Raw genomic sequence first — 26,944 nt, forward strand, 5'->3', positions numbered from 1 at the left:
CGGGTCGCAGGCGGCTGTTCGACGGCCGGGCCCGCTCCTTGCGGGGGGCGGGATCCGGCCGTTCGAATACCTGTCTAAGATTCACCCCCATGACGGAAACGCACGCGCGGCCCAGGCGCCGCCGACGCCGCATTCTGCGGATCACCCTGCTGCTGGTCGCCGTGCTGATCCTGGGCGCGGCCGGGGCGGGCTGGTGGACGTACAGCCATCTCAACGGCAACATCGACAGCGTCGACCTGGACCAGGCGATCGGGGACAACCGGCCCGCCAAGGTGGTCGCGAACGCGCAGAACATCCTGGTGCTCGGCTCGGACTCGCGGGCCGGGGCCAACGCGGACCTCGACCACGGCGCGGTCAGCGGGGCCCGCTCGGACACCGCGATGCTGGTGCACATACCCGAGGGCCGGGCGAAGGCCACCGCGGTGAGCATCCCCCGCGACACCCTGATCACCCGGCCCGAGTGCAAGGACCGGGACGGCAAGTCCGTTCCGTCCGCGAAGCGGGTCATGTTCAACTCCGTCTACTCGCTGGCCGGCCCGGCCTGTGTGGTCAACACCGTCGAGCAGATGTCCGGCGTGCGCGTGGACCACTTCGTCGAGGTGGACTTCGCCGGCTTCAAGGGCCTGGTGGATGCGCTGGGCGGGGTCACCGTGACCCTGGACAAGCCGATGAGCGGCGCCAAGGGCGGTCTGAAGCTCGACGCGGGCACGCACCGGCTGAACGGGGCCGACTCGCTCAAGTTCGTCCGTACCCGGTACGGCTACGGCGACGGCAGCGACCTCGGACGCATAGGCCTGCAGCAGCAGTTCATGCTGGCGATGCTGTCGGAGGTCAAGAAGCAGGACGCCCTGGGCAACCCGGCGCGGCTCTACAAGCTCGCGGACGCCGGCACCAAGTCGCTGACCACGGACTCCGACCTGGCCTCGCTCACCGCGCTGTCCGACTTCGCGCAGAGCATGAAGGGCGTGAATCCGGAGACGATGGAGACCATCATGCTGCCGGTCGCCTACGACAAGGTGGACCGCAACCGCGTGGTGGTGGCCGAGCCGCAGGCGTCCCAGCTGTGGGACGCCCTGCGCAAGGACGAGAAGGTCCCCGCCTCCGCGAAGGACTCCCCCGCCAAGGGCTGACGGGGCGGGAGCCCGCGCACACGGAGCCGGCCGTACGGGTGACCCGTACGGCCGGCTCCGGCGTTCGCGCGCGGCGGTTCTTCAGTACTTGGCGTCCGCGCCGACCTGGCCGAGACGGCTGTGCCGGCGTCCGTAGGCGAAGTAGACGATGATGCCGGCGGCCATCCAGATACCGAAGCGCAGCCAGGTCTCGGCCGGCAGGTTGAGCATCAGCCAGAACGAGGCCGCGATCGACAGGATCGGGACCACCGGCACCCACGGGGTGCGGAAGGCCCGGTGCAGGTCGGGGCGGCTCCTGCGCAGGATGATGACACCGAGCGCGACCACCACGAAGGCGAACAGGGTGCCGATGTTCACCAGTTCCGCCAGCTTCTCCAGGCTGGTGAAGCCGGCGACGACCGCGATGACCACACCGAGCAGGACGGTGGCGCGGTAGGGGGTGCGGTACTTCGGGTGGGTCACGGAGAAGACCCGGGGCAGCAGTCCGTCGCGGCTCATGGCGAAGAACACGCGGGTCTGGCCGAGCAGCAGGATCATGCACACGGTGATCAGGCCGACGGACGCACCGAGACTGATGGCCCCCGAGAAGAACGGTTGGTTGACCGATTTGAAGGCCTCGGCGAGTGGCGCGCTCGGTGACATCTCCGAGTACTTCTGCATGCCGGTCACGACCAGCGTCACGGCCACGTAGAGGATCGTGCACACCAGCAGCGAGCCGAGGATGCCGCGCGGCATGTCCCGCTGGGGGTTCTTGGTCTCCTCGGCCGCCGTCGCCACGACGTCGAAGCCGATGAAGGCGAAGAAGATGAGCGAGGCCGCCGTGAAGATGCCCATGACGCCGAAGTTGGTGGGTGCGTAGCCGAAGAGCAGCTGGACCAGCGGCGAGTGCCAGCCGCTGACGCCCTCGGCCTGTGGCTGTGCCGGCGGGATGAACGGCGAGTAGTTGTCGGCCTTGATGAAGAACAGGCCCGCGATGATGACCAGCAGCACGACGGTGACCTTGATGGCGACGACGACTGCGGTGATGCGGGCCGAGAGCTTCGTCCCGACGACCAGGATCCACGTGAGCACCAGGACGAGCAGGAAGGCCAGCAGGTCGAAGTGACCGCCGGCGTCCGGGCCGGACAGGGCGGTCGGCAGGGTCCAGCCGAGGTTGGTGTCCATGAGGTGGCGCACGTAGCCGGACCAGCCGACCGCGACCACCGCGGTGCCGAGCGCGAACTCCAGCACCAGGTCCCAGCCGATGATCCAGGCGGGCAGCTCGCCGATGGAGGCGTAACTGAAGGTGTACGCCGATCCGGCCACCGGGACGGTGGACGCGAACTCGGCGTAGCAGAGCGCCGCGAGGGCGCAGACGATGCCCGCGGCCACGAAGGCGAGGGCGGTGGCGGGTCCGGCGTTGTTCCGGGCCGCGATGCCCGTGAGGACGAAGATGCCGGTGCCGATGATGACACCCACACCGAACACCGTCAGGTCCCAGGCGGAGAGCGACTTGCGGAGCGCGTGTTCCGGCTCCTCCGTGTCGCGGATGGACTGCTCCACCGTCTTGGTGCGGAAGGGGCTGTTCATATCCCTACTCACCGACGCACCTCCGAAAGGTGTCGACGCACGCGAACGGGCCGGGAGGCCCACTCCTCAAGAGTGATCTCCCGGCCCGTGACGTGCAACCGCGCGGCGATCTAGTGGCGGTACCCGTCCTAGTCGACGGTGGCGGCCGGCTCGCTGTCGTAGCGGCCGTCCAGCTTGGCGACCAGGCCGGTGACCTGCCGGGCGATGTCAGGTGCGGTCAGGCCGATCTCCGCCAGGATCTCCTTGCGCAGGGCGTGGTCGAGGAAGCGCTGCGGGATGCCGAAGTCGCGCAGGGGTACGTCGACACCCGCGTCGCGCAGGGCCTGCGAGACGGCGGAGCCCACGCCGCCGGCGCGGCCGTTGTCCTCGACGGTGACGACCACGCGGTGCCGGTCCGCGAGCGGGGCCATGGCCTCGTCCACGGGCTTGACCCAGCGGGGGTCCACGACGGTCGTGGAGATGCCCTGCTTGTCGAGCAGGTCGGCGATCTCCAGGCACATCGGGGCGAGGGCGCCGACCGAGACGAGCAGTACGTCCGGACGGGTGACCTCGGCGCGCGGGGCGCGCAGCACGTCCATGCCGCCGATCCGGCCGACGGCCGGGACGGCGGGGCCGACGACGCCCTTGGAGAAGCGGACCACGGTCGGGGCGTCCTTGACCTCGACGGCCTCGCGGAGCTGTGCGCGCAGCTGCTCGGCGTCGCGCGGTGCGGCCAGGCGCAGGCCGGGAACGACCTGGAGGATGGACATGTCCCACATGCCGTTGTGGGAGGCGCCGTCGTCGCCGGTGACACCGGCGCGGTCCAGGACGAAGGTGACGCCGCACTTGTGCAGGGCGACGTCCATCAGGACCTGGTCGAAGGCGCGGTTGAGGAAGGTCGCGTACACCGCGAAGACGGGGTGGACGCCACCGGTGGCGAGGCCGGCCGCAGAGGTCGCGCCGTGCTGCTCGGCGATGCCGACGTCGTAGATGCGGTCCGGGAAGGCCTCGGCGAACTTGTTGAGGCCGACCGGGTGGAGCATGGCCGCGGTGATGCCGACGATGTCCGAGCGCTCGTGGCCGATCTTGACCATCTCGTCGGCGAAGACGGAGGTCCAGCTGGCGGCGGCGGTCTTGACCGGCAGGCCGGTGTCGGGGTGGATCACACCGACGGCGTGGAAACGGTCCGCCTCGTGCTCCAGGGCCGGGGTGTAGCCGCGGCCCTTCTGGGTGAGGCAGTGCACGATGACCGGGCCGCTGAAGCGCTTGGCGCGCTGCAGGGCGGACTCCAGGGCCTCGATGTCGTGGCCGTCGATGGGGCCGATGTACTTCAGGCCCAGGTCCTCGAACATGCCCTGCGGGGCGATGAAGTCCTTGAGGCCCTTCTTCGCCCCGTGCAGGGTCTCGAAGAGCGGCTTGCCGACGACCGGGGTGCGCTCCAGGAGTTCCTTGCCGCGGGCGAGGAAGCGCTCGTAGCCGTCGGTGGTGCGCAGGGTGGCCAGGTGGTTGGCGAGGCCGCCGATGGTGGGGCCGTAGGAGCGCTCGTTGTCGTTGACGACGATGACGAGCGGGCGGTCCTTGGCGGCGGCGATGTTGTTCAGCGCCTCCCAGGCCATACCGCCGGTCAGGGCGCCGTCGCCGATGACGGCGGCGACGTGGTGGTCCTCTCGCCCCAGCACCTCGTTGGCCTTGGCGAGGCCGTCGGCCCAGCCGAGGACGGTGGAGGCGTGCGAGTTCTCGATCACGTCGTGGTCGGACTCGGCGCGTGAGGGGTAGCCGGACAGACCGTTCTTGGTGCGCAGGCCGGCGAAGTCCTGGCGCCCCGTGAGGAGCTTGTGGACGTAGGCCTGGTGGCCGGTGTCGAAGAGGACCTTGTCCTTGGGCGATTCGAAGACCCGGTGCAGGGCGATCGTCAGTTCGACCACGCCGAGGTTGGGGCCGAGGTGCCCGCCGGTCTTGGAGACGGCGTCGACGAGGAAGGACCTGATCTCGGCCGCGAGCTGGATCAGCTCCTCCTGGCTGAGCCGGTCCAGATCGCGCGGTCCCTTGATGCGGGTCAGCAGCACCCGTGCCTCCTTGCAGTTGCTTGCTGGTCTGTCGAGTCTAATGTTCCGTTCGCGGGCGCGGTCATCGGGCCGTCCCGGTGGGGTCACACCTTTGTCATACATGTACGCACCACCCCACGGCCACACATCGCATACGGGCGTATACCCGCACAGGAGTGCCCGCTTTTCTACGCACGGATGCCCGGCGCCACTTGAGGTGGCGCCGGGCACTGTGACCGTTCTTACCGCCGCGACCGGTACCGGCGGGCGGTCGGGCGCGCGGTCAGGCGCGTCCGGCCGTCTTCTGGGTCTTGCGGGTGACCGAGTCGATCACCACGGTGGCCAGCAGGACCGCACCGGTGATCATGTACTGGATCGGCGTCGCGATGCCTTCCAGTGCCAGACCGTACTGGATCGAGACGATGACCATGACACCGAGGAGGGCGTTCCAGGTCCGGCCGCGGCCGCCGAAGAGGCTGGTGCCGCCGATGACGGCCGCCGCGATCACGTTCATCAGCAGGTCGCCGGCGCCGGCGCTCTGGTTGGCCGCCGCGATCTTGGAGGCCCAGAACAGGCCGCCGATGGCGGCGAAGGTGCTGGAGATCGCGAAGACCGTGATCCGGATCCGGGTGACGTTGATGCCCGCGCGGCGGGAGGCCTCGACGCTGCCACCCAGCGCGAAAACGTTTCGCCCGAAGGTCGTGCGGCGCAGCAGGAAGTCCGTGACGACCAGGGCCAGCAGGAAGAGCACCACCGCGAGCGGCAGGCCCTTGTACTGGTTGAACAGCACGGCGGGACCGAACGCGCACAGGGCGAGCAGGCCGGTGCGCAGCAGGATCTCGGTGAGCGGCCGGGAGGGCATCCCGGCCGTCTCGCGACGCCTCGCGTCGAGGAAGGCCGCGAGGAAGTAGCCGGCCACCGCGAGCGCGGCCAGCCCGTAGGCGACGGCCACGTCCGAGAAGAAGTACGTGGTCAGCTGGCCGACCACGCCGTCGGAGTCGATGTTGATCGTGCCGTTGCTGCCGAGGATCTGCAGCATCGCGCCGAGCCAGAAGAGCAGGCCCGACAGGGTGACGGCGAAGGCCGGGGCGCCCACCTTGGCGAAGAAGAAGCCGTGGATGCAGCCGATCAGGGCGCCTCCCACCACGGCCGCGAGGATGGCCAGCCATTCGTTCATGCCGTGGGTGACGGCGAGGACGGCGACGATGGCGCCCGAGACACCGCTGACCGAGCCGACCGAGAGGTCGATCTCGCCGAGCAGCAGCACGAAGATGATGCCGATGGCGATCATGCCGGTGCCGGTCATCGTGATCGCGATGTTGGTCAGGTTCTCCGGGGAGAGGAAGTTCGAGTTCAGCCCCTGGAAGATGGACCAGATGACGATCAGGCCGATGACGACCGGGAGGGAGCCCAGGTCGCCGGCCTTCATCTTGCGCTTGAACTCGCCCACGTACCCGGCGAGGCCCTCCTCGCGGACGAGCAGGCGGGGGTCCACGGCCGGGATCGCGTCGTGCGCGGCCGCGGGGTTGACCGGGTCGACGTGGCCCTTGTCCAGTGGATCGGTGGCAGGGTTCTGGGTGCTCACTTGCCGGCCTCCGAGGTGCGGGCCGCCCGGCGGGTCACGGCGTTGTCCGTGGCACCGGTGATGGCGGAGATGATCTCTTCCTGCGAGGTGTCGGCGACGTTGAAGACACCGTTGTTGCGGCCCAGCCGCAGGACCGCCACCTTGTCGGCGACGGCCTTCACATCGGCCATGTTGTGGCTGATGAGGATGACGGCGTGGCCCCGCTCGCGCAGCCGCTCCACCAGGTCGAGCACCTGAGCGGTCTGCTCGACGCCGAGGGCGGCGGTGGGCTCGTCGAGGATGACGAGCTGGGGCTCGCCCAGCATGGAGCGGGCGATCGCCACGGTCTGGCGCTGACCGCCCGACAGCGAGGCGATGGGGATCCGGACACTGGGGATCCGGATGGACAGCGTGGTCAGGAGCTCGCGGGCGCGGCGCTCCATCTCCACCTCGTCGAGGACGCCGAACTTCTTGAGCTCACGGCCGAGGAACAGGTTGCCGACGACATCGATGTTGTCGCACAGCGCCAGGTCCTGGTAGACCGTCGCGATGCCCAGGTTCTGGGCGTCGTGGGGCTTGCCGATGGAGACCGGGCGCCCTTCCCACTCGATGACGCCGTCATCGATGGGGTGCACGCCGGCGATCGTCTTGACCAGCGTGGACTTGCCGGCACCGTTGTCGCCGACGAGGGCGACCACTTCACCGGAGTGGATCTCGAGTTCTACGTCGGTCAGGGCCTGAACGGCACCGAACCGCTTCGAGACCCCTCGCAACGCCAGCACGGGCGCAGCGGACACATGAACCATCTCCTTCGCCGCCTGACCGGCGGGGATGTCGTGCAGAAGAGCAGGAGCGGGGCGAATGGGGGAACGTTTCTGCCCGGCGCCCCGCCGGGTGGCGGGGTGAGGAGGGGCGGGACGCCGGTCAGGTATGTGGGACCGCCTCGTGGGCAGGCGGCGGGGGCCTTACTTCAGGCCGAGGGCGGCGCAGGCGGCCGCGTACTTGTCGGTGCAGATCTCGTCGACCGTGTAGACGCCGTCCTTGACGACGGTGTCCTTGATGTTGCCCTTGGTCAGCGAGACGACGGGGATCAGCACGGAGGGGACGCCCTTGGTGGTGGGGCTGTCGACCGTGGAGGTGGTGCCTTCGGGCTTCCCGCCCTTGGCGAGGGCGACGGCCATCTTCGCGGCGGCCTCGGCCTCGGGGGCGTAGGGCTTGTAGACGCTCATGAACTGCTCGCCCGCCACGATGCGCTGCACACCGGCGAGTTCGGCGTCCTGGCCGGTGACCGGCGGCAGGGGGTTGACGCCGGCGGCCTTGAGGGCGGTGATGATGCCGCCGGCCATGCCGTCGTTGGCGGAGTAGACGCCGACGATCTTGTCCTTGCCGAGCGCGGAGAGCGCGGCCGCCATGTTGGTGTTGGCGTTCTCCGGCTTCCACTCGACGGTGTCGTACTCCTTGCCGATGTTCACCTTGCCGTCGAGCTCGGAGTGCGCGCCGGACTTGAAGAGCTTGGCGTTCGGGTCGGTGACCGAACCGTTCATCATGACGATCTGGCCGTCCTTGGCCTTGTCGCCCAGCGCCTCCAGCAGGGCCTTGCCCTGGACCTTGCCGACCTCTTCGTTGTCGAAGGAGGTGTAGGCGTCGATCGGGCCCTCGGCCAGGCGGTCGTAGGAGACGACCGGGATGCCGGCGTCCTTGGCCTTCTTGACCGAGCCGGCGATGGCCTTGGAGTCCACCGCGTCGATGATCAGGACGTCCACCTTGTTGGTGATCATCGTGTCGACCTGGGAGTTCTGCGTGGTCGCGTCCTGCTTGGCGTTGGCGTAGACGACCTCGCCCTTGCCGCCGGTGAGCTCGGCGACCTTCTTCTCGATGAGCGGCTTGTCGAACTTCTCGTAACGCGCGGTCTGGTTCTCCGGCAGGAGCAGCCCGACCTTGATCGCGTCGCCCTTGGCAGCGCCGGAGGACTCCTTCGTCTTGTCGCCGGCCTCCTTGGCACTGCCACAAGCGGCGAGGGAAACGGCCATGGCGCCGGCGGCAACGGCTACGGCAGCTCTGCGCATACGCGTGTTCATTACTTGAACCTCCCTGACGAGGCCGCTACGCCGCGGCCGAGGTGGATGTGAGTCAACCCCGGCCGCGTTTTGCCGTCAAGGAGTGAATTCTTAACGAGATGACAACGGTGCCATTCGTTATCTACCTGAAGGCAAGACGGCTGGAGCTCGCACTCCACTTCCATGATCTGACAAAAGTGTCGAATCGCCCATCTCACTCAGCACCAGCGCCAGCGCGCCCAGCACCTCGGCGCGCCCGCCCAGGGACCCCGTCAGCACGGACAACTGCCGGGCCGCACTGGGAATCGCATACCTCCCCACTGATTCACGGATGGGCGCCAGGACGAGTTCACCGGCCTCCGCCAGCGAGCCGCCCAGCACCACACGGCTGGGGTTGAGGAGGTTGCACAGGCTGGCCACTCCGCTGCCGATGTGGCGGCCGACGTCGGTGATCACCCGGCGGCAGCCGGGGTCCCCCTCGCGGGCCAGCTCGACCACCCGCTCCATCGTCAACTCCGGTCCGTGCGTGCCCTGGAGCAGCGGCAGGACGTACCGGGCCGCGGCGAAGGTCTCCAGGCAGCCGCGGTTGCCGCAGCGGCAGACCGGGCCCGATTCGTCCAGCGTGATGTGCCCGATCTCGCCCGCCGTGCCGCCCGGTCCGCGGTAGATCTGGCCGTTGATGACCAGGCCGGCGCCGACGCCGCTGGCCACCTTGATGTAGGCCAGGTCCTTCACTCCCCGCCCGCTCCCCCAAACGAGTTCACCGAGGGCGCCGAGGTTCGCGTCGTTGTCCACGTAGACGGGCACGCCGAGGCGCTGCGAGAGCTCCTGGCGGGGGTTGATCCCCGCCCAGCCCGGCAGGATCGCGGTCGAGCCCAGGGTGCCGGACTCCACGTCGATCGGGCCGGGGACGCCGAGGCCGACGCCGATGACCTTGTCCAGTCCGACCCCTATGCCGTCGATCAGCCGGCCGACCAGGGCTTCCGCCCGGTCGAAGCCGTCCGCCCAGGAGGCGTCGACGTCCAGCGGTTCGGACTCCTCGGCCAGCACCTGGTGGGCGAGGTTGCCGACGGCCACCCTCAGGTGGGTGTGGCCGAAGTCGACGCCGATCACGATGCCCGCGTCACCGCTCAGCGACACGCTCCGCGCCCGCCGGCCGCCGGCCGAGGTGTCGGTGACCTCGACGGTCCCGCCGTCCTTCAGCTCCCGGACGATGTTGGAGACCGTGGCCGCCGACAGTCCGGTGGTACGGGCGATCTCCGCCTGGGTCAGCGACCCCGCGAGCCGCACCGCCCGTACGACCCGTTCGAGATTCGCGCGGTGCAGTGACGACTGCGATCCGGGAGTCTGCACGACTCATCCACTCCTGCCCATTAGCGACGGCGAACCGTCGCCCCCCGGCCGGGACACGCCTCGGCTACGCGCTCCGAGACCCCGGCGTCTCTCCAACTTGTGAACCTTAAGTCGAGCCTTTGCGCATCCGCACGTCAAGAGGCTGACACGACACGAATCGGTCCTATCGACCGAAAGAGGGAGGGATTCGCCCACCGGATCGCGTTATGGCCGCCGAGGCGCCGGTCCCCGCGGCCCTTCCGGCCGGACCGGCGCCTGCCATGACGGTGTGACCCGCCGTCGACCAACCGGCTGACCCGCCGACCGGGTCGATCGGCCGCCCTTCCCCCGAGCCGCACGGCAGCGGCGTACCACTGCCCGCGCGCTCCCGCTGCGTCCATCGCGCATTCCCCCTTCCGCGTGACCGGACGGCTGTGTCCGTGACCGCTCGGCTCCGCGAGGCAGTCGCGGCGGGGAAAGTACCGCGGGAGAATGAATTGAACACGTTCAGTCCGACTGGCAGTATGGGTCGGGGTCTTCGCCGGCCGGGCCGACGCGCCGGTCCGCCGTGCCCGGAGGGGGATTGCGCATGCATCGGAAACGGTCGTACGGCCGCGTCCTCGTGGTCTCGACGCTGGTGGGGTGCCTGGAGGTCGCCCTCGCCGTCGTGGTGGTCCTGCTGTACGTGCGCACGCAGCCGCCGCCGGACACTCCCCCCGACTACGGCCGCATCACGGGGGCCCTGGCCGCCGCCGCTCCCCTCGTCGGCGTCGCCTCGTTCCTGCTGTCGCTGGTCTTCGTGCTGCCCGCGGTCGCGCTGGCCGACCTCCTCGCCCGGGGGCTCGGCGGGCGCGTGGCGTGGTGGCCGGCCCCGCTGGTGGTGGCGGCCCTGTCGGCGCCGCCCGTCCTGATCTTCGCGACCTACAACGACGCGCAGGCGCACCCCACGCTGGTCTTCTGGGCCTCGGCCACGGCCTCGCTCTCCCTGGGCGCGCTGATCGCCCTGCCCCGGGGCGAGGGGCTGGCCCGCCGGGTGGCGGTGTGGGGCTCGGCGGTGGTGGCGGGGACGGGCCTGGTCGGCGCACTCGGACTCGCCGTCGGCCTGCTGCCCGCCTACGAGCCGCCTCGGATCGGGCCGCGGACCATGACCGGCAGCTGGATCGACCACACGGGCAACACCCTCGTCTTCACCCCGGACGGCCGGGTCACCGCCTCGGGCGTCGGCGGGCGCAGCGCCTTCGACCACCCCGGCGGCGGCCCGTCGCCGAGCTGCTCGGGCTCCGGTACCTGGGCCTACGAAAGCGGCCGTGGCGTCTGGGCGCAGAGGGTCCGCGTGGACGTCCCGGGGTGCACCTGGCCCGCCTGGGGCGTCGGCGGCACCGCCCGGCAGCCCCGGATCCAGCAGGAGATCGGCGACCCGGGTTCCGGGAGGCTGTACCAGCTGCGGAAGGTCTCGGACCGCACCTGACGCCGGGCCGGGCCGCTACTTCAGCGTCGCCGAGGTGAGGCCCGCCTGGATCTGCCGCTGGAAGGAGAGGTAGACCACCAGCATCGGGATCATCGCGATGGTCACACCGGCGAAGAGCACGGGCAGGTCGGTCTCGTAGCCCTGCTGCTGCTGGAGCTGGATCAGGCCCTGGGTGAGCAGGTAGCGCTCGGGGTCCGATCCGGTCTGGGGCTGCATCAGCACGGAGGGCAGGATGTACTGGTTCCACTGGCCCAGGACGTTGAAGATCCCGACGCTGATCAGGCCGGGCTTGGCCATCGGCACCATCACCTGGAAGAAGATCCGGGTGTCGGAGGCGCCGTCGATCACCGCCGCCTCGTGCACCGCCGTCGGCAGCGTGCGGAAGAACGAGTGCATGAAGAAGACGGTGAACGGCATCGAGTACGCCACGTAGACGAGGATCAGGCCCTGGTACGTGTTCAGCATGTCGAACCGCTTGACCATGAAGAACAGCGGGACGAGCGCGAGGAAGACGGGGAACATCGCCCCGCTGACGAAGAAGTAGTAGATGAACCGGTTGCCCGGGAAGGGGTAGCGGGCCAGGACGTACGCCGCCATCGAGCCGAGCAGCATCGTCAGCGGCACGGAGAACACCATCACCACGAGGGTGTTGGCGAAGTAGTCGCCGATGCCCTTGTCCCAGGCCCTGCCGAACGCGTCGAAGTTCCAGTTCGCCGGCCAGCTGAGGGCGGAGCCGCCGATCTGCGCGTCGGTCTTGAAGGAGCCGAGCGCCAGCCAGATCAGCGGCAGCACGATCAGTACGGCCCAGACGACGAGGAAGCCGTGGGAGAAGACGTTGAGGACCATGCCCTCGGAGCGTCCGCCGCCCCGTTCCCCGCCGGGGCCGGCTCCCCCGGACCGTTCCGCAGCGGATTCGCCCGGAGCCTTGATCACTGTGGTCATGACGGTCTCCCGCTCAGAACTCGATGCGCTCGCGGCGGGTGGCGCGCAGCGTGATGACGGAAAGGATCATGGTGAGGACGAGCATGACCACGCCCATGGCGCAGGCGTACCCGCTCTTGCCGAAGTAGAGGAAGTTCCTCATCAGGACCGTGGCCATGACCTCGCTGTGGTGGTCGGGGCCGCCGCCGAACTGGCCCGAGGTCATGGTCGACACCAGGACGAACATGTCCATGGCGGCGATGCCCAGGTAGACCGCTGAGGTCTGCACGGAGTCCCACAGCAGGGGCAGGGTGACCTTGAAGAAGGTCTGGGCGCGCCCCGCCCCGTCGAGGAGGGCCGCCTCGTAGATGTCCTTGGGGACGGATTGCATGGCGGCGGAGAACAGGACGAGGTAGAAGCCCACGCCGTGCCAGACCACCACGAGGAGCAGGCACCACAGGACGAGCCTCGGCTCGTTCAGCCATTCGATGGGATGGAGCCGGTCGACGACGCCGAGCCGGATGAGGACGCCGTTGAGCAGACCGCCCTCGTCGGTGCGGTACACGGCGCCGAAGAGCACGGCGAGGATCGCGAGGGAAAGAACCTGCGGGAAGAAGTAGACGACCTTGTACAGGCGCGAGCCGGCCACGCCCTGCACCCCGCCGGCCCCGCCCCGTCCGCCCGCGTTCACCATGAAGGCGAAGAAGAGGGCGAGCAGGATGGTGACCACGGGGACGAACACCAGGAGCAGCAGGTTGTTCCAGAGGGCTCCGCGGAAGACCTCGTCCTTCATCAGGGCGGAGTAGTTCTCGACGCCGACGAAGTCGAAGGTCGGCGACTGGCCCGTCCAGTTGGTGAAGGAGTAGCCGAACGTCTGTACGTACGGCCAGATGACGAAGGTCAGATACAGCGCGAGGGGTGCGAGGAGGAAGCCGGCGACGAAGCCGGCCCGTCGCCTGCCCTGGACTACTTGGCTCATGGTGTCCGTCCCTGGTGTGCCGGTGACCGGTGGGGCGCGTTGTCAGCTGCGACGGTTGTTCTTGGCGTTGGGATCCTGCGCCGCCTTGTTGACCGCCGCCTGGGCCCGCTTGATCCACTCCTTCGGCTGAATCCGCTTGGCCATGAGCTCGTTGGAGGCGTCCTGGATCGCCGTGTCCATCTCGCTGTACCAGTCGGGATAAAGGTAGTTGAAGGTGTTCGTTCCCGCCGCCTTGAGGGCGGTGACCGCCGACTGGGTGCCGGGCCGCAGTTTCACGCCCGGGTCCACGCCGTCCTTGACCACGGTGAGCGAGTTGGCCTGCTGGGCGAAGATGGTCGACCATTCGCGCGACAGCATCGAACGGATGAACTCAAGGCCGCCGGCTTTGTTGGCGGCCTTCTCCGGGACGATGAAGGGTTCGCCGGCGCCGGCCCGGATCGCCTCGAAGGGCAGCTTGCTGTCGGCGAGCGGGGGGACCGGCAGGAACTGCATGTCGAAGTCTTCGGGCGTCTGCTTGAGCTGCTCGTTCTCCAGCCAGGAGCCGGAGGGGATGAAGGCGGCCTTGTACTGGTTCCAGGCGGTCTGGGACTCGGTGTGGGTCAGGCCGTTCGTGCCCGGGAGGAGCAGGTCCTTCTCGACGACCTCGTAGACCGCCTCGACGGCGGCGAGGGCGGCCGCGTTGCCCTCGAAGGCGTTCGGCTCCAGGTTGTCGACGGCCTTCATGGCCTCCAGACCGCCCTTCTTGGCGATCAGGTCCATGATGACGACGTTGATGTAGTACGGGTACTTGCCCTGGTGGGCGAGGCCGCCGAGGCCGGCCTCCTTCGCCTTCGCGCACACCGCGAGGAACTCGTCCCAGGTCTTGGGCGGCGCCCAGCCCTTCTCCTTGAAGAGCTTGCCGGAGTACCAGAAGCCGTAGACCGTGTAGACGTAGTTCAGCGAGACGAACTTGCCGCCCTGCGTGCCCTGTTCGACGGTGCCCGCGATGAGCGTGTCGCGGACGGTCTTGGCGGGGTCGTCGAGCGAGGGCGCGTCGAGCACCGGGGTGAGGTCGGCGAGCTGGTTGCTCTTGAAGAGCACGTCCAGCTTGATCCTCTGGGCGCCGGAGTTGTCGACGACGTCCGGCGGGTTGCCGCCGTTGAAACGGGTCTGGAGCTTGCCGGTGATCTCCTGGGTGCCGAGGTGGGAGCTGGTGGTGCCCCACTTCTTGTCGAAGGCGGCCTCCCAGGCCTTCGCGTAGTCGTCGCCGAAGCCGCCCTTGAAGACGACGACGTCCATCGTGCCGCCCTTGGCGACGCCGAAGGGGTTCTCCTTGGACACGACCCCCTTGTCGGGGCCCTTCGTGGTGTCCCCCCCGCCGGAGGCGCAGGCGGACAGGAAGCTCATCGTCGGCACGCTGATCAGTCCGAGCGCTGCGGAACGCTTGATCAGATCACGGCGGCCGAAGCCCTCACCAGTGGATCCCATGCTCATGTCCTCGCCTTCGTCAGGAGTGTGAAGGAGGCCGGAAATCGCGGCAGTTGCCGTGCATGCGGGCATCACCGCAGGTCCCCCGGCATCCCCCGGCCCGGAGCCGCTCGTCACGCAGTGGCCCCGGACGGGCACAGGTATAGTCCACTTCCGCTCGGCTGAGCAAGATCGTGCACAAGGATCGTCCCCGGCTTTTCCGAGTTGAGACCTGTCCGTCACCTGAGACCGCCGCAAAAAAGCGGAAGGGCCGCACCCCCTTGAGAGGGGTACGGCCCTATGGTGCCGACAGAGGGCGGATCGCTCCGCCTGGCGCGCCCTTAGCCGCGGATGAGGTTCCGCAGGACGTACTGCATGATGCCGCCGTTGCGGTAGTAGTCGGCCTCACCCGGCGTGTCGATGCGGACGACCGCGTCGAACTCCACACCGGTGTCGGTGGTCACCTTGACGGTGCGCGGGGTGGTGCCGTTGTTCAGCTCCTCCACACCGGTGAAGGAGAAGGTCTCCTCGCCGGTGAGGCCCAGCGAGGCCGCGGTGGCGCCCTCGGGGAACTGCAGGGGCAGGACGCCCATGCCGATCAGGTTGGAGCGGTGGATGCGCTCGTAGGACTCGGCGATGACGGCCTTGACGCCGAGCAGCGCGGTGCCCTTGGCGGCCCAGTCGCGGGACGAGCCGGAGCCGTACTCCTTGCCGGCCAGGATGACCAGCGGGATGCCGGCGGCCTGGTAGTTCTGCGAGGCGTCGTAGATGAAGGAGACCGGGGCGCCCTCGACGGTGAAGTCGCGGGTGAAGCCGCCCTCGGTGCCCGGCGCGATCTGGTTGCGCAGGCGGATGTTCGCGAACGTACCGCGGATCATGACCTCGTGGTTGCCGCGGCGGGAACCGTACGAGTTGAAGTCGCGGCGCTCGACGCCGTGCTCGGTGAGGTACTTGCCGGCCGGGGTGTCGGCCTTGATCGCACCCGCCGGGGAGATGTGGTCGGTGGTGACCGAGTCGCCCAGCTTCGCCAGCACGCGGGCGCCGGTGATGTCGGAGACCGGGGTGGTCTCCATCGTCATGCCCTCGAAGTAAGGGGGCTTGCGGACGTAGGTGGACTGCGGGTCCCACTCGAAGGTGTTGCCGGTCGGGATCGACAGCGCCTGCCACTGGGCGTCGCCCGCGAAGACGTCGCTGTAGGACTTGCTGAACATGTCCTCGCCGATGGCGTTCGCCACGACGTCGTTGACCTCGGCCTCCGAGGGCCAGATGTCCTTGAGGAAGACCGGCTTGCCCTCGGTGTCAATGCCGATGGCCTCGGTGGTGATGTCCACCTTCATGGAGCCCGCGATGGCGTACGCGACGACCAGCGGCGGGGAGGCCAGGTAGTTCATCTTGACGTCGGGGTTGATCCGGCCCTCGAAGTTGCGGTTGCCGGAGAGCACCGAGGTGACCGCGAGGTCGTGCTCGTTGATCGCCTTCGAGATCTCCTCGTCCAGCGGACCGGAGTTGCCGATGCAGGTGGTGCAGCCGTACCCGACGAGGTTGAAGCCCATCTTGTCGAGGTACGGGGTCAGGCCGGCCTTGTCGAAGTAGTCGGTGACGACCTTCGAGCCCGGGGCCAGGGTGGTCTTGACCCACGGCTTGCGGGTCAGGCCCTTCTCGACCGCCTTCTTGGCCACGAGGGCCGCGGCCACCATGACGTAGGGGTTCGAGGTGTTGGTGCAGGAGGTGATCGCGGCGACGGTGACGGCGCCGTGGTCGATCTCGAAGGAGGTGCCGTCGGCCAGGGTGACCGGGGTGGGCTTGGACGGGGCGCCGTTCGGGTGGTTCGCCGGCGCGTCGGAGGCCGGGAAGGACTCCTTGCCCGCCTCGTCCACGTCGTCGACGTAGTTGCGCACGTCCTGGGCGAACTGCTCGGCGGCGTTGGCGAGGACGATGCGGTCCTGCGGGCGCTTCGGGCCGGCGATGGAGGGGACGACCGTGGAGAGGTCGAGCTCCAGCTTCTCGGAGAAGTCCGGCTCGGCGGCCGGGTCCAGCCACAGGCCCTGCTCCTTGGCGTACGCCTCGACGAGCGCGACCTGCTGGGCGTCGCGGCCCGTCAGGCGCAGGTACTTCAGGGTCTCGCCGTCGATCGGGAAGATCGCGGCGGTGGAGCCGAACTCCGGCGACATGTTGCCGATGGTGGCGCGGTTCGCGAGGGAGGTGGCGGCGACGCCCTCACCGTAGAACTCGACGAACTTGCCGACGACACCGTGCTTGCGCAGCATCTCGGTGATGGTCAGCACCAGGTCGGTGGCGGTGGTGCCGGTGGGCAGCTCGCCGGTCAGCTTGAAGCCGACGACGCGCGGGATCAGCATGGAGACCGGCTGGCCGAGCATCGCGGCCTCGGCCTCGATGCCGCCGACGCCCCAGCCCAGTACGCCGAGGCCGTTGACCATGGTGGTGTGCGAGTCGGTGCCGACGAGGGTGTCGGGGTACGCCTGGCCGTTACGGACCATGATCGTGCGGGCCAGGTGCTCGATGTTGACCTGGTGGACGATGCCGGTGCCCGGGGGGACGACCTTGAAGTCGTCGAAGGCGGTCTGGCCCCAGCGCAGGAACTGGTAGCGCTCCTTGTTGCGGCCGTACTCCAGCTCGACGTTCTGCGCGAAGGCGTCCTTCGTGCCGAACTTGTCGGCGATGACCGAGTGGTCGATGACCATCTCGGCGGGCGAGAGCGGGTTGATCTTCGCCGGGTCGCCACCGAGGGCCTTCACGGCCTCGCGCATCGTGGCGAGGTCCACGACGCAGGGGACGCCGGTGAAGTCCTGCATGATCACGCGGGCCGGCGTGAACTGGATCTCCTGGCTGGGCTGGGCCTGGGAGTCCCAGCCACCGAGCGCCCGGATGTGGTCGGCGGTGATGTTCGCGCCGTCCTCGGTGCGGAGCAGGTTCTCCAGCAGCACCTTCAGGCTGTAGGGCAGGCGGGCGGAGCCCTCGACCTTGTCCAGCCGGAAGATCTCGTACGACTCGTCGCCCACCTGCAGCGTGCTGCGGGCGTCGAAGCTGTTCGCCGACACGACAGTCTCCTTCATGCATGAATTCGCGCGTATAACCGCATCCTGCCGCCACGCCCCTTGGCCAATCCGCTGAGGTAAGGCTAAGTTAGGTAACCCTTACCAGCGGGGGCGGCTGCGGTACGCCTTCGGCAGATATCTCGATGTCGAGATAACTCTAGTACATGTCCGGGTGCGACGACGAGGCACGCACCCGCGCCCGGAGGGGCGAGGGGCCGGGAGGGGCACTTCGGCATGCCCTGATCCCGCTTCCGGGGGGCGGCTCGGATGCGTGCGGACGGGCACGGCCCCGGCATTGAACGTGTTCAGATTTTCTGTCAGGATGCGTCCAGCCCCCGGAGGGAGGGCCCTACGAAAGGACGCCGTCCATGACGAGCTCACTGCTCAGACCGCGGGGCCGGACCCGTACGGGCACAAGGGCGCCCGGCGGGGCGGCGGCGGGGAGCACCGCCCCGACCCGGATCCTGGACTGGCGGCACCCCCGGGTCGCCGCACTGGTGCGCGAGCTGGGCACGGGGCCGGCGGACGCGGCGGGGTCGGTGGGCGGGGCGGACCCCGCGCGGCAGGTCGAGTCCCTGCACCGCGTCCATACGTGGATCTCCCGGGCCGTCCGGCCTGTGTACTCCGTGCAGGACGAGCGGCCGGTCTCGGAGGTGCTGCGCCGGGGCCGGGGGTCGTGCAGCCAGCGGCTGGCCGTGCTGGAGGCGGTGGCACGCGCGTACGGGGTGCCCACGCGGGTGCGCGGCCTGCTGGTGGACGGCTCGTTCTGGTACCCGCGGTTCCCGCGGCTGCGCCGGATCGTGCCGGACCAGGTACTGCTGGCCTGGCCGGAGTTCCGGCTCGGAAGGCCGGCGGGGGCGGCCGGGGCTCCCGCGTCCTGGCTGACGGTGTCCGAACTCCTCGGCGGGCTGCGCCCGGTGGCCGCCGAGCAGGGCGGGGGCTTCACCAACGCCGGATCGGAGACCCTCTTCGAGGCGCTGTCGCGGACGGCGATCGACTGGGGCGCCGCACCGGCCGCCTGCCCGAGCACGGGTCCCGGAGCGGGGGCCGCAGCGGGCGCGACAGCGGGCGTGGCGTGCGACCTGTCGGCGTACGTCCTGACCGACCTCGGCCACTACGACTCGCGCGACGAACTCTTCGCGCGGCACGGCCAGACCTTGTGCTGCCTGGCCAGGCTGGTGGCGGAACCGGTCCTTGGGCGCCGCGGAGCGGCGTAGGCGGTACGGCGCGGCCCGGGCGCTTCGGCGTTCGCTCGGCGAGGGCGCGGCGAGGGCGTGGGCGCGGGCGCGGGCGACGATGTCGGCGGGCCCTTCGGGGGTACGTATCGCCTCGAACCGGATACATGCGGCAGGCGGGTACTCGTCGGGCGAGTACTCGTCCGAAACCAGCGGGCGCGGGCGACATTCCCGCCCGACTGCGCGAACTGCGCCAATTGCGCGGCCGACTGCCGCGGCAGGCCTCCACGCACGCACAGCGTTCGGTCGCCGAGGCGCCGGGCCGGGGGGACCCCGGGGCCCGCAGCCGCACCACGCGTACGGCGACGCCCCACCAGGAACCTGACGGTCAGTAACACGCGGGAGCGCGCGACGACACGCCGCCCAACACACCCGTCTGCCACACCCGGCGCAGGAGTCATCTCATATCTGAGATACGGTTCCCCCATGGCAGACGACTACCTCGTACGCATCGGCAAGCTCATCCGTGACGCCCGTCAGCACCGGGGCTGGACACAGAGTCAGCTCGCCGACGCTCTCGGCACCAGCCAGAGCGCAGTGAACCGGATCGAGCGCGGCAACCAGAACATCAGCCTTGAGATGATCGCCCGAATCGGTGAAGCTCTCGACAGCGAGATCGTCTCCCTGGGCTACGCCGGCCCGATGCACCTGCGCGTGGTGGGCGGCCGCCGGCTGTCCGGCGCCATCGACGTCAAGACGAGCAAGAACGCGTGCGTCGCCCTGCTCTGCGCCTCGCTGCTCAACAAGGGCCGTACGGTACTTCGGCGGGTGGCCCGCATCGAGGAGGTCTACCGCCTGCTGGAGGTCCTGAACTCCATCGGCGTCCGCAGCCGCTGGATCAACGACGGTGTGGACCTGGAGCTGGTACCGCCGGCCCGCCTCGACATGGAGGCCATGGACGCGGACGCGGCCCGCCGGACCCGGAGCATCATCATGTTCCTGGGCCCGCTGCTGCACCGGATGGAGACCTTCCGTCTGCCGTACGCGGGCGGCTGCGACCTCGGCACCCGCACCATCGAGCCGCACATGATCGCCCTGCGCCGCTTCGGCCTGGACATCACCGCGACCGAGGGCATCTACCACGCGAAGGTCGCGGCGGGGGTCTCCCCCGACCGCCCCATCGTGCTGACCGAGCGCGGGGACACGGTCACCGAGAACGCGCTGCTGGCGGCCGCCCGGCACGACGGTGTCACCGTCATCCGCAACGCCTCGTCCAACTACATGGTCCAGGACCTGTGCTTCTTCCTGGAGGCGCTGGGCGTCAAGGTCGAGGGCGTCGGCACCACCACCCTCACCGTCCACGGCGTCCCGAACATCGACGTGGACGTGGACTACTCCCCTTCCGAGGACCCGGTCGAGGCGATGAGCCTGCTGGCCGCCGCGGTCGTCACGGAGTCGGAGCTGACGATCCGCCGGGTACCGATCGAGTTCATGGAGATCGAGCTCGCGGTGCTGGAGGAGATGGGCCTCGACCACGACCGCTCGGCGGAGTACACGGCGGACAACGGCCGCACCCGCCTCGTCGACCTCACGGTCCGCCCCTCGAAGCTGGAGGCGCCGATCGACAAGATCCACCCGATGCCCTTCCCCGGGCTGAACATCGACAACGTCCCCTTCTTCGCGGCCATCGCGGCCGTCGCCCAGGGCCAGACCCTGATCCACGACTGGGTGTACGACAACCGCGCCATCTACCTGACGGACCTGAACCGCCTGGGCGGCCGCCTCCAACTGCTGGACCCCCACCGCGTCCTGGTCGAGGGCCCCACCCGCTGGCGCGCCGCGGAGATGATGTGCCCGCCGGCCCTGCGCCCGGCGGTGGTCGTCCTCCTCGCGATGATGGCGGCCGAGGGCACGTCGGTGCTGCGCAACGTCTACGTGATCAACCGCGGCTACGAGGAACTGGCCGAACGCCTCAACTCGGTGGGCGCCCAGATCGAGATCTTCCGCGACATTTAAGTACGCCGCAGGTCAGGACGGACTCACGTCCTGCTGGGCCGCCTGTGGGCCGTCGCCGGTGTCTCCGCCCCGCGGAAGACCCCGTCGACGGCCCTTCGCGCTCGCGCCCGGCTGCCGGGCATGAGGTGCGTACAGCCCCGCCCTCCCCCACGGGATGCCGGACAACCGGCGTTGCTCACCTATGGTTTCGAAGTTCGATCATCAGACGGTGTGAGCAGCGAGGGGGCGCGAGCGTGCGCGGAGGGAAAGTCGCAGTGGGGGCCGCGGGGCTGGCTCTGCTGCTTGTGGGGTGCGCCGGCGACGCATCGGGGCTGGAGTCGGAGTTGCTCGGCAAGGACACCGGTATCCGGTACGACAAGTCCCAGGTGCCGACGGTCCAGAACATGACGTGCGACCGCAAGCGCGGCTCGATCCGGTACGGGCTCAACGCCCACGAGGACGAGTCCCTGCCCGAGTTCAAAGGGGAGAACGGCTCCGAGGACTACGTCTGCCACGGGCCGGAAAGGATCAGTCTTGCCATCGGAGGGCGGACGGTGGCGGTCCCTCACATCGCGGCCGAGTACGACCTCTACGGAGCCGTTCCGGACCCGCTCACGACCGTCAAGACCGTGTACAGCGAATCTTTGGCGGAGGACGCCGAGCGCACCCTGGTCGGCGAGGCGCAGACGGTCACCACCAAGACGGCCGCGATCACCTGCCAGAAGAACGTGTGGGAGACCTTCCCCATGACCACCTGCCTGTGGGCGAACTACGGCGCGGTCGGCGCGGTCGACTTCTTCCCGCCCGCGGGCCGACACCCCGAGCTTGCGGAAGCAGTCGCGAGGACCAAGGAACTCATAGCGACCGGCCTGGTCGGAAGAGCCGGGAACTCCTGAGCTGCTGAAACACGGGAGGCGCGTCGGGCCTTCGGAGCCGTGTGCCTCTCAGTCGGTGGCGTCCGGCGAGAGCACCGTGGATGCGGCGGCTGATCCGCGCAGGCGGTGGCCCACCAACTGTCGCCGCCGGCGTCGCTGACCCGCACGGTCCACGCCGGGGGTGTGGGAGCAGGGGGTTGCACAGGTGCACTCGCCCCGCGCGGAAGCCGTACCGACGCGGTGGTTGCCCGCCGCGCACTCCCGCTTCGCTCGGAGCTCCACGGGCACCATTGAAGCGTTGGCGCGCGCAGCCTCGCCACCAGCCCAGACCATGTCCGCGTCCGGGGGGCGAGCCCGCGGTCGTCGTACACCGTCTCGAATTTCTGCATTAACCCGTACAAGCTTCAACTTGCCGAGTATCTTGCTCGCCATCCCAAGTGTCCCCTCCATCCAGGAGCCACCGATGGCCATGCGTCCGCCCGGCATCAAGAACACCCTCAACAGGCGCTACGGGGGCGCCCTCGCCGCCGTCACCGCCGTTCTGCTGATTGGCGCGTGCGACCCGAGCGCCGGCGCCGGCGCCGGCGCCCCGAGTGCGAGCACGAGCGCCGCCACCACGGTCGGCGCCACCCCCTCGGCGGCGCCCACCTCCCCGAGCCCGAGCGCCAGCCCCACCGCGAGCGCCGACCCCACCACCGCTGCGCCGGCCCCCCGGCCCACGACGCAGGCCCCTGCCGCCACCAAGCCCGCCCCCGCACCTCCCGCTCCGACGCGAACCCGTACGGCGGCACCGGCTCCCGAGCCCACCAAGGCCCAGGAAAACAGCACCTGTTACCCGCTCTCCAACGCGGGGAACTGCTACAGAGCCGGCCAGATATGCAGAAAGGCCGACATCGGAAGTTCCGGACGCGACGCCAACGGCCGCGCGATCCACTGCCGTCAGGACAGCAGCGTCGGTCAGCGCTGGGGCTACTGACCCGTTCCCCCTCACACCGGAAGCACAGGTCACAGCAGCTAGAGTCACGGTATGGGGGATTTCGCGAGCAGGGGCCGCACGGTGCTGTGCAAGTGGTGCAACCGGCAGATTCCGCAGGAGCGGCGCTGGTTCCCGCGCCAGTACTGCAACCGCCGGCACAAGTGGAAGCACCGCATCACGGAAACGGTCGGCAGCATCCTCGACAGCGCCTAGAGGGAGTTCCGCTCCGCCGGCGAGCCGTCGGGCCCCATCGTGCGGACGTGCGGCGGCCCCGTGCGTCCATCGCCTCCCACAGCGCCGCTTCCCGGGCTGCGGCGTCGGGGGCGCGCGGGTCCGACGGGGGCCGGCCCCTCCGGCCGTCGCGTCGGAACCCCTATGCTCGGATCTTCGAGGCGGGCTGCCTCGGCACCACCCGCCCGGAGGACACGGCGTGACGACCACCATCAGCCGGTCCGGCGCGTCCCGGGCCGCGCGTCTGGTGACCGACGGGCTCGATCCCAAGACCTGGATCATCGCCGACACCGTCCTCATCGGGTGGCACGCCGGCCGCCTCACGGGGGTCGCTTGGGGACTTCTCGGCTGCCTGTTCGCCGCCGGCATTCCCCTGGCCTTCATCAAGTACGGCATCCACCGCGGCAGCTGGGCCGACCGGCACGTCGGGCAGAGGCCGCAGCGCATCCTGGTGATGGCCTTCGCCGGCACCTCGGTGGCCACCGGCACCCTGCTGCTGTGGCTCTTCGGCGCCCCACGGCCGATGATCGCGCTGATCGCGGCGATGCTGGCCACCCTGGCGGCGCTGCTCGCCGTGACCCCCGCGTGGAAGATCAGCGTGCACGCGGGCGTGTCCTCCGGGAGCGTGGCCATGATCGCCATGACCTACGGGCCCCGGCTGCTGCTCGCCTACCCCCTGGTCGCCCTCGTCGGCTGGTCCCGGGTGCGGCTGCGTGACCACACCCCCGCCCAGGTCCTCGCGGGGGCGGCGCTGGGCGGAGCCGCCGCGGCCGGCACGTTCGCCGTGCTCCGCTAGGACACCCGACGTGAGCGCGGCCTGATCGGATCGGTTCGCGGCGGTCGGGTGCGGGCTGGGTGGCCGCTGCCAGGGTTGGAGTCGAAAGGAGGCCTCGTGATCTCGGCACTCAACCAGCTCGTCGACCTCGTCGAGGAGCACCTCGCGGAGGATCCCGATGTCCACGGACTGGCGGGGTCGCTCGGCACGACCGAGTACCACCTGCGCCGGATGTTCTCGTCGCTGGCCGGCATGCCGCTGTCGGAGTACGTACGCCGCCGGCGCATGACCGTCGCCGCCGCCGACGTCGTCCGCGGCGAGGCGGACCTGCTGGGCATCGCGGTCCGGCACGGATACGGGTCGAGCGAGGCGTTCGGACGAGCGTTCCGGGCGGTCCACGGCGCCGGTCCCGGTGACGTGCGCCGCGACGGAGGCCCCTTGCGCACACAACCGCAGCTCAGGTTCCGCCTGACCGTCGAAGGGAGCGTCCCCATGGACACCCGCCTCGTCAACCGACCCGCGTTCCGGCTGGTCGGACACGCCACCCGGGTCCCGCTCATCCACCAGGGCGTCAACCCGCACATCCGGGAGCACATCGCCGCACTGCCGCCGGAGGAACACCTGCGGCTGAAGGCCCTCGGCGACACCGAACCGCAAGGCCTGCTGCAGGTCTCCGACAACCTCGACCCCGACAGCGCGGAGGGCAGCGAAGTGACCTACTTGCACGGGGTCGCCCTCGGCCGGGACACGCCTGCCCCGGACGGCCTCGACGCCATCGAGGTGGTGGAGGGGATGTGGGCCGTCTTCCGTACCAGCGGACCGCATCCGCAGGCCCGGCAGACGACCTGGGCGGCGACCGCGACCGACTGGTTCCCCTCGAACCCGTGGCGCCTGCGACCGGGCCCCTCGATCGTCGCCACCCTCGACCGCGCGGCCGACTTCAGCACCGCGACCTGCGAGCTGTGGTTGCCCGTCGAGCCCACGTGACACCACCGGTGCCCGCCCCCCGACCGGTCGAACGGCGAAACTGACAGGGCACGACGCCGTGACCGCCGTGGACTGCGGGGACAACCTGGAGAGGATCCTGTGAAGCAGATCAGGGCCCACGTCCGAGCCTCGGCCGCCGCCCGTCGGTAATCGGTGGTCCGGCCCGAAGGCCGTGGCCTACCTTGGCGCGATGGTGCGCGTGCGTGAGATGAACGAGGCCGACATCGAGGCCGTTTCGGCGATCCGGGTGCGGGGTTGGCAGGCGGCGTACGCCGGCATCGTTCCCCGGTCCTACCTGGACGCGATGACGATCGAGGACGACGCCGGCCGGCGGCGGGAGTCGTTTTCCCACCCCGGGCGCGAGTCGAGGGACCTCGTGGCGCTCGGCGACCGCGGCCCGGTGGGGTGGATCTGCTTCGGGCCGTCGCGGAACCGGGTGTCCGGCGAGGGGCGGGCGGGCGAGGTCCACGCCCTGTACGTGGCGCCGGACCTGATCGGTACGGGTGTGGGCCGCGGGCTCCTCGGCGAGGCGCACGCCGCGATGAAGGACCAGGGCTTCGGGACGTCGGCCCTGTGGGTCCTGCGGGACAACCGGCGGGCCCGGCACTTCTACGAACGGGCCGGCTACGCGGCCGACGGCGCGACACAGGACGACGTCTACGACGACGTCACCCTCCTCGAGCTCCGCTACCTGCGGGAGCTGTGACGGCGCGTTCGAGTACCACGGCCGGATCAGCGTCCAGGAGAGCGCCGACGCCGACGACAGCGACCACGGAGACGTCCTTCTGGGACGGATCGCCGAAGCCGTCGCGGCCCGGATCGAGGAGATCGACAGTCCCGGCCGGCCCCATCCGGCCCGTTCCGGCCCGGCGGGGCACGCGCCCTCGCCAGGGGCGGGCGCGGGCGGCAGAATCGGGCTCCGGCAGGGCGAGGGGACGAAGGGACGAGGGGACGGGCATCCGGATGGCACTGGGCACGAACACGGGCGGCGGCGTCGGTGCGGGTACGGAGGTTCCGGCGCTGTCCGGGGCGCCGCTGCTCGGGTCGCTCCACGACCTGAAGTCGGACTCCCTCGGCACCTACCTGCGGGCACAGCAGCGGCACGGTGACGTCGTGCGGGTCTCGGCCGGGCCACCCGGGATGCGGGCCGACCTGTACTGCGTCTTCTCCCCCGAGGGCGTGCAGCAGGTGCTCGCCTCCGAGGCGGCCAACTTCCGCAAGGACAACGCCTTCTACCAGGAGGTCCGGGAGTCCTTCGGCAACGGACTGCTGACCAGCCAGGACGAGGACTACCTGCGCCAGCGCCGGCTCGTGCAGCCGCTGTTCACCCGGCGCCGGGTGGACGGGTACGCCGGGGCCGTCGCCGCCGAGACCGCGTCGGTCGTCACCGCCTGGGAGGAGGCCCTGGACGGCGTCGTCGACGTCTCCGACGAGATGACGCACCTCGCCCTGCGGGCGGTCGCCCGGATCCTCTTCGGCACCGACGTGGAGGCCACCGCCGAGGCCGTCGCCCGCTGCTTCCCGGTCATCACGGAGTACGTGCTGCGCCGCGGGTACTCCCCCGCCAACATCCCGCGCACCTGGCCCACCCCGGGCAACAGGCGGGCGGCCGCCGCGATGGAGGAGCTGTACGGGGTCTGCGACCGGATCATAGGACAGCGGCGGCGGGCCGGCGCAGACGCCTCCGGCGAGGACCTGCTGACGCTGCTGGCCGCCGCCCGGAGCTCGGACGACGACGAGTTCGACGCCGCCGAGCTCCGCGACCAGGTGCTGATCTTCCTGCTCGCCGGGCACGAGACGACCGCCACTTCCCTCTGCTTCGCCCTGCACCTGCTGGCCCGCCACCCCGAGCAGCAGGACCGGGCCCGCGAGGAGATCACCCGGGTCCTGGGGGACCGTCCGCCGCAGGCCCGCGACCTGGAGCGGCTCCCGTACCTCTCGCAGGTGGTCAAGGAGGCCATGCGGCTGTACCCGGCGGCGCCGGTCATCGGCCGCAAGGCGGTCGCCGCCACCCGGATCGGCGGGCACGCCGTCCCCGCGGGCGCGGACGTGATCCTCGCTCCCTGGGTGACGCACCGCCGCCCGGAGCACTGGCCGGACCCGGACCGCTTCGACCCGGAGCGCTTCACCCCGGAGGCGGAGGCGGGGCGGCCGCGCTACGCGTGGTTCCCCTTCGGCGGCGGCCCGCGCGCCTGCATCGGGCAGCACTTCTCGATGCTGGAGTCGGTGGTGGCGCTCGCGATGATCCTGCGGGCGTACTCGTTCGAGGCGGTGGACACCGAGATCCCGGTCGGCGCGGGGATCACCCTGCGGACGGAGGGCCCGGCACGCTGCCGGATCCGCCGTCTGGACGGCCGGGTGGGGCCCCGCTAGACGGGCGCAGG

General features: G+C 70.0%; 21 protein-coding genes. 11 read left to right on the top strand and 10 right to left on the bottom strand.

Features of this window, described 5'->3' with window-relative positions; genetic code table 11:
* The first annotated feature begins 89 nt into the window (after positions 1-89).
* Positions 90-1,130 carry an LCP family protein gene (locus ACZ3X1_RS32090; RefSeq protein WP_356812569.1) on the top strand — a complete coding sequence of 347 codons (1,041 nt, stop codon included), beginning with the start codon at positions 90-92 and terminating at the stop codon, positions 1,128-1,130.
* 81 nt (positions 1,131-1,211) lie between these two features.
* Here the strand turns inward: ACZ3X1_RS32090 and ACZ3X1_RS32095 are convergent, their stop codons facing one another.
* The 6 genes from ACZ3X1_RS32095 to ACZ3X1_RS32120 form a co-directional block, all read right to left on the bottom strand.
* The gene (locus ACZ3X1_RS32095) at positions 1,212-2,699 is read right to left on the bottom strand and encodes an amino acid permease (protein WP_467282361.1); all 1,488 of its coding nucleotides are present in this window, start codon (positions 2,697-2,699) and stop codon (positions 1,212-1,214) included.
* A gap of 128 nt (positions 2,700-2,827) precedes the next feature.
* Positions 2,828-4,744, bottom strand: a complete 1,917-nt coding sequence (dxs, locus tag ACZ3X1_RS32100; RefSeq protein ID WP_467282363.1) for a 1-deoxy-D-xylulose-5-phosphate synthase — start codon at positions 4,742-4,744, stop codon at positions 2,828-2,830.
* A 262-nt stretch (positions 4,745-5,006) separates the two neighbouring features.
* Positions 5,007-6,308, bottom strand: a complete 1,302-nt coding sequence (locus tag ACZ3X1_RS32105; protein ID WP_356812572.1) for a sugar ABC transporter permease — start codon at positions 6,306-6,308, stop codon at positions 5,007-5,009.
* A complete protein-coding gene (locus ACZ3X1_RS32110) occupies positions 6,305-7,093 on the bottom strand; it encodes an ATP-binding cassette domain-containing protein (protein ID WP_030036503.1) in 789 nt (262 codons plus the stop codon). The genes ACZ3X1_RS32105 and ACZ3X1_RS32110 overlap by 4 nt, the downstream gene beginning before the upstream one ends.
* Before the next feature lie 159 nt (positions 7,094-7,252).
* On the bottom strand, positions 7,253-8,365 hold the full coding sequence (locus ACZ3X1_RS32115) for a sugar ABC transporter substrate-binding protein (RefSeq protein WP_356812573.1): 1,113 nt from the start codon (positions 8,363-8,365) through the stop codon (positions 7,253-7,255).
* Positions 8,366-8,482: 117 nt separating this feature from the next.
* The gene (locus ACZ3X1_RS32120) at positions 8,483-9,697 is read right to left on the bottom strand and encodes an ROK family transcriptional regulator (RefSeq protein ID WP_467282366.1); all 1,215 of its coding nucleotides are present in this window, start codon (positions 9,695-9,697) and stop codon (positions 8,483-8,485) included.
* A gap of 568 nt (positions 9,698-10,265) precedes the next feature.
* On the opposite strand from ACZ3X1_RS32120, the gene ACZ3X1_RS32125 reads away from it, so the two are divergent.
* Complete coding sequence (locus tag ACZ3X1_RS32125; protein ID WP_467282368.1) at positions 10,266-11,144, top strand: hypothetical protein; 879 nt, start codon at positions 10,266-10,268, stop codon at positions 11,142-11,144.
* A 15-nt stretch (positions 11,145-11,159) separates the two neighbouring features.
* Here the strand turns inward: ACZ3X1_RS32125 and ACZ3X1_RS32130 are convergent, their stop codons facing one another.
* From ACZ3X1_RS32130 to acnA, 4 genes are all read right to left on the bottom strand, one after another.
* Positions 11,160-12,086 (bottom strand): carbohydrate ABC transporter permease, encoded by a 927-nt coding sequence (locus ACZ3X1_RS32130; protein ID WP_356812576.1) that lies wholly within the window; start codon positions 12,084-12,086, stop codon positions 11,160-11,162.
* A 13-nt stretch (positions 12,087-12,099) separates the two neighbouring features.
* On the bottom strand, positions 12,100-13,044 hold the full coding sequence (locus tag ACZ3X1_RS32135; protein WP_467282371.1) for a carbohydrate ABC transporter permease: 945 nt from the start codon (positions 13,042-13,044) through the stop codon (positions 12,100-12,102).
* 42 nt (positions 13,045-13,086) lie between these two features.
* Complete coding sequence (ngcE, locus tag ACZ3X1_RS32140; protein ID WP_390078485.1) at positions 13,087-14,511, bottom strand: N-acetylglucosamine/diacetylchitobiose ABC transporter substrate-binding protein; 1,425 nt, start codon at positions 14,509-14,511, stop codon at positions 13,087-13,089.
* A 320-nt stretch (positions 14,512-14,831) separates the two neighbouring features.
* Positions 14,832-17,549: an aconitate hydratase AcnA gene (gene acnA / locus ACZ3X1_RS32145; protein ID WP_356812589.1), complete on the bottom strand. Its 2,718-nt coding sequence runs from the start codon at positions 17,547-17,549 to the stop codon at positions 14,832-14,834.
* Between the two features lie 365 nt (positions 17,550-17,914).
* On the opposite strand from acnA, the gene ACZ3X1_RS32150 reads away from it, so the two are divergent.
* The 9 genes from ACZ3X1_RS32150 to ACZ3X1_RS32190 all read left to right on the top strand — a co-directional run bounded on the left by ACZ3X1_RS32150 (position 17,915) and on the right by ACZ3X1_RS32190 (position 26,933).
* Positions 17,915-18,763, top strand: a complete 849-nt coding sequence (locus ACZ3X1_RS32150; RefSeq protein ID WP_467282373.1) for a transglutaminase domain-containing protein — start codon at positions 17,915-17,917, stop codon at positions 18,761-18,763.
* 444 nt (positions 18,764-19,207) lie between these two features.
* On the top strand, positions 19,208-20,737 hold the full coding sequence (locus ACZ3X1_RS32155; protein WP_030651535.1) for a helix-turn-helix domain-containing protein: 1,530 nt from the start codon (positions 19,208-19,210) through the stop codon (positions 20,735-20,737).
* A 233-nt stretch (positions 20,738-20,970) separates the two neighbouring features.
* Positions 20,971-21,612: a hypothetical protein gene (locus ACZ3X1_RS32160; protein WP_467282375.1), complete on the top strand. Its 642-nt coding sequence runs from the start codon at positions 20,971-20,973 to the stop codon at positions 21,610-21,612.
* Between the two features lie 442 nt (positions 21,613-22,054).
* Entirely contained in the window at positions 22,055-22,567 is a 513-nt protein-coding gene (locus ACZ3X1_RS32165) for a hypothetical protein (RefSeq protein ID WP_467282377.1), read from the top strand.
* A gap of 51 nt (positions 22,568-22,618) precedes the next feature.
* Complete coding sequence (locus tag ACZ3X1_RS32170) at positions 22,619-22,780, top strand: hypothetical protein (RefSeq protein WP_157854831.1); 162 nt, start codon at positions 22,619-22,621, stop codon at positions 22,778-22,780.
* Positions 22,781-22,997: 217 nt separating this feature from the next.
* Entirely contained in the window at positions 22,998-23,594 is a 597-nt protein-coding gene (locus tag ACZ3X1_RS32175) for a phosphatase PAP2 family protein (protein WP_467282380.1), read from the top strand.
* Between the two features lie 96 nt (positions 23,595-23,690).
* Positions 23,691-24,560 carry an AraC family transcriptional regulator gene (locus ACZ3X1_RS32180; protein ID WP_467282382.1) on the top strand — a complete coding sequence of 290 codons (870 nt, stop codon included), beginning with the start codon at positions 23,691-23,693 and terminating at the stop codon, positions 24,558-24,560.
* Between the two features lie 190 nt (positions 24,561-24,750).
* On the top strand, positions 24,751-25,266 hold the full coding sequence (locus ACZ3X1_RS32185; RefSeq protein WP_390078476.1) for a GNAT family N-acetyltransferase: 516 nt from the start codon (positions 24,751-24,753) through the stop codon (positions 25,264-25,266).
* Between the two features lie 257 nt (positions 25,267-25,523).
* Positions 25,524-26,933 (top strand): cytochrome P450, encoded by a 1,410-nt coding sequence (locus tag ACZ3X1_RS32190; RefSeq protein WP_467282386.1) that lies wholly within the window; start codon positions 25,524-25,526, stop codon positions 26,931-26,933.
* Positions 26,934-26,944 lie beyond the last annotated feature (11 nt).

This window comes from Streptomyces sp. NPDC023541 (genome assembly GCF_055559995.1).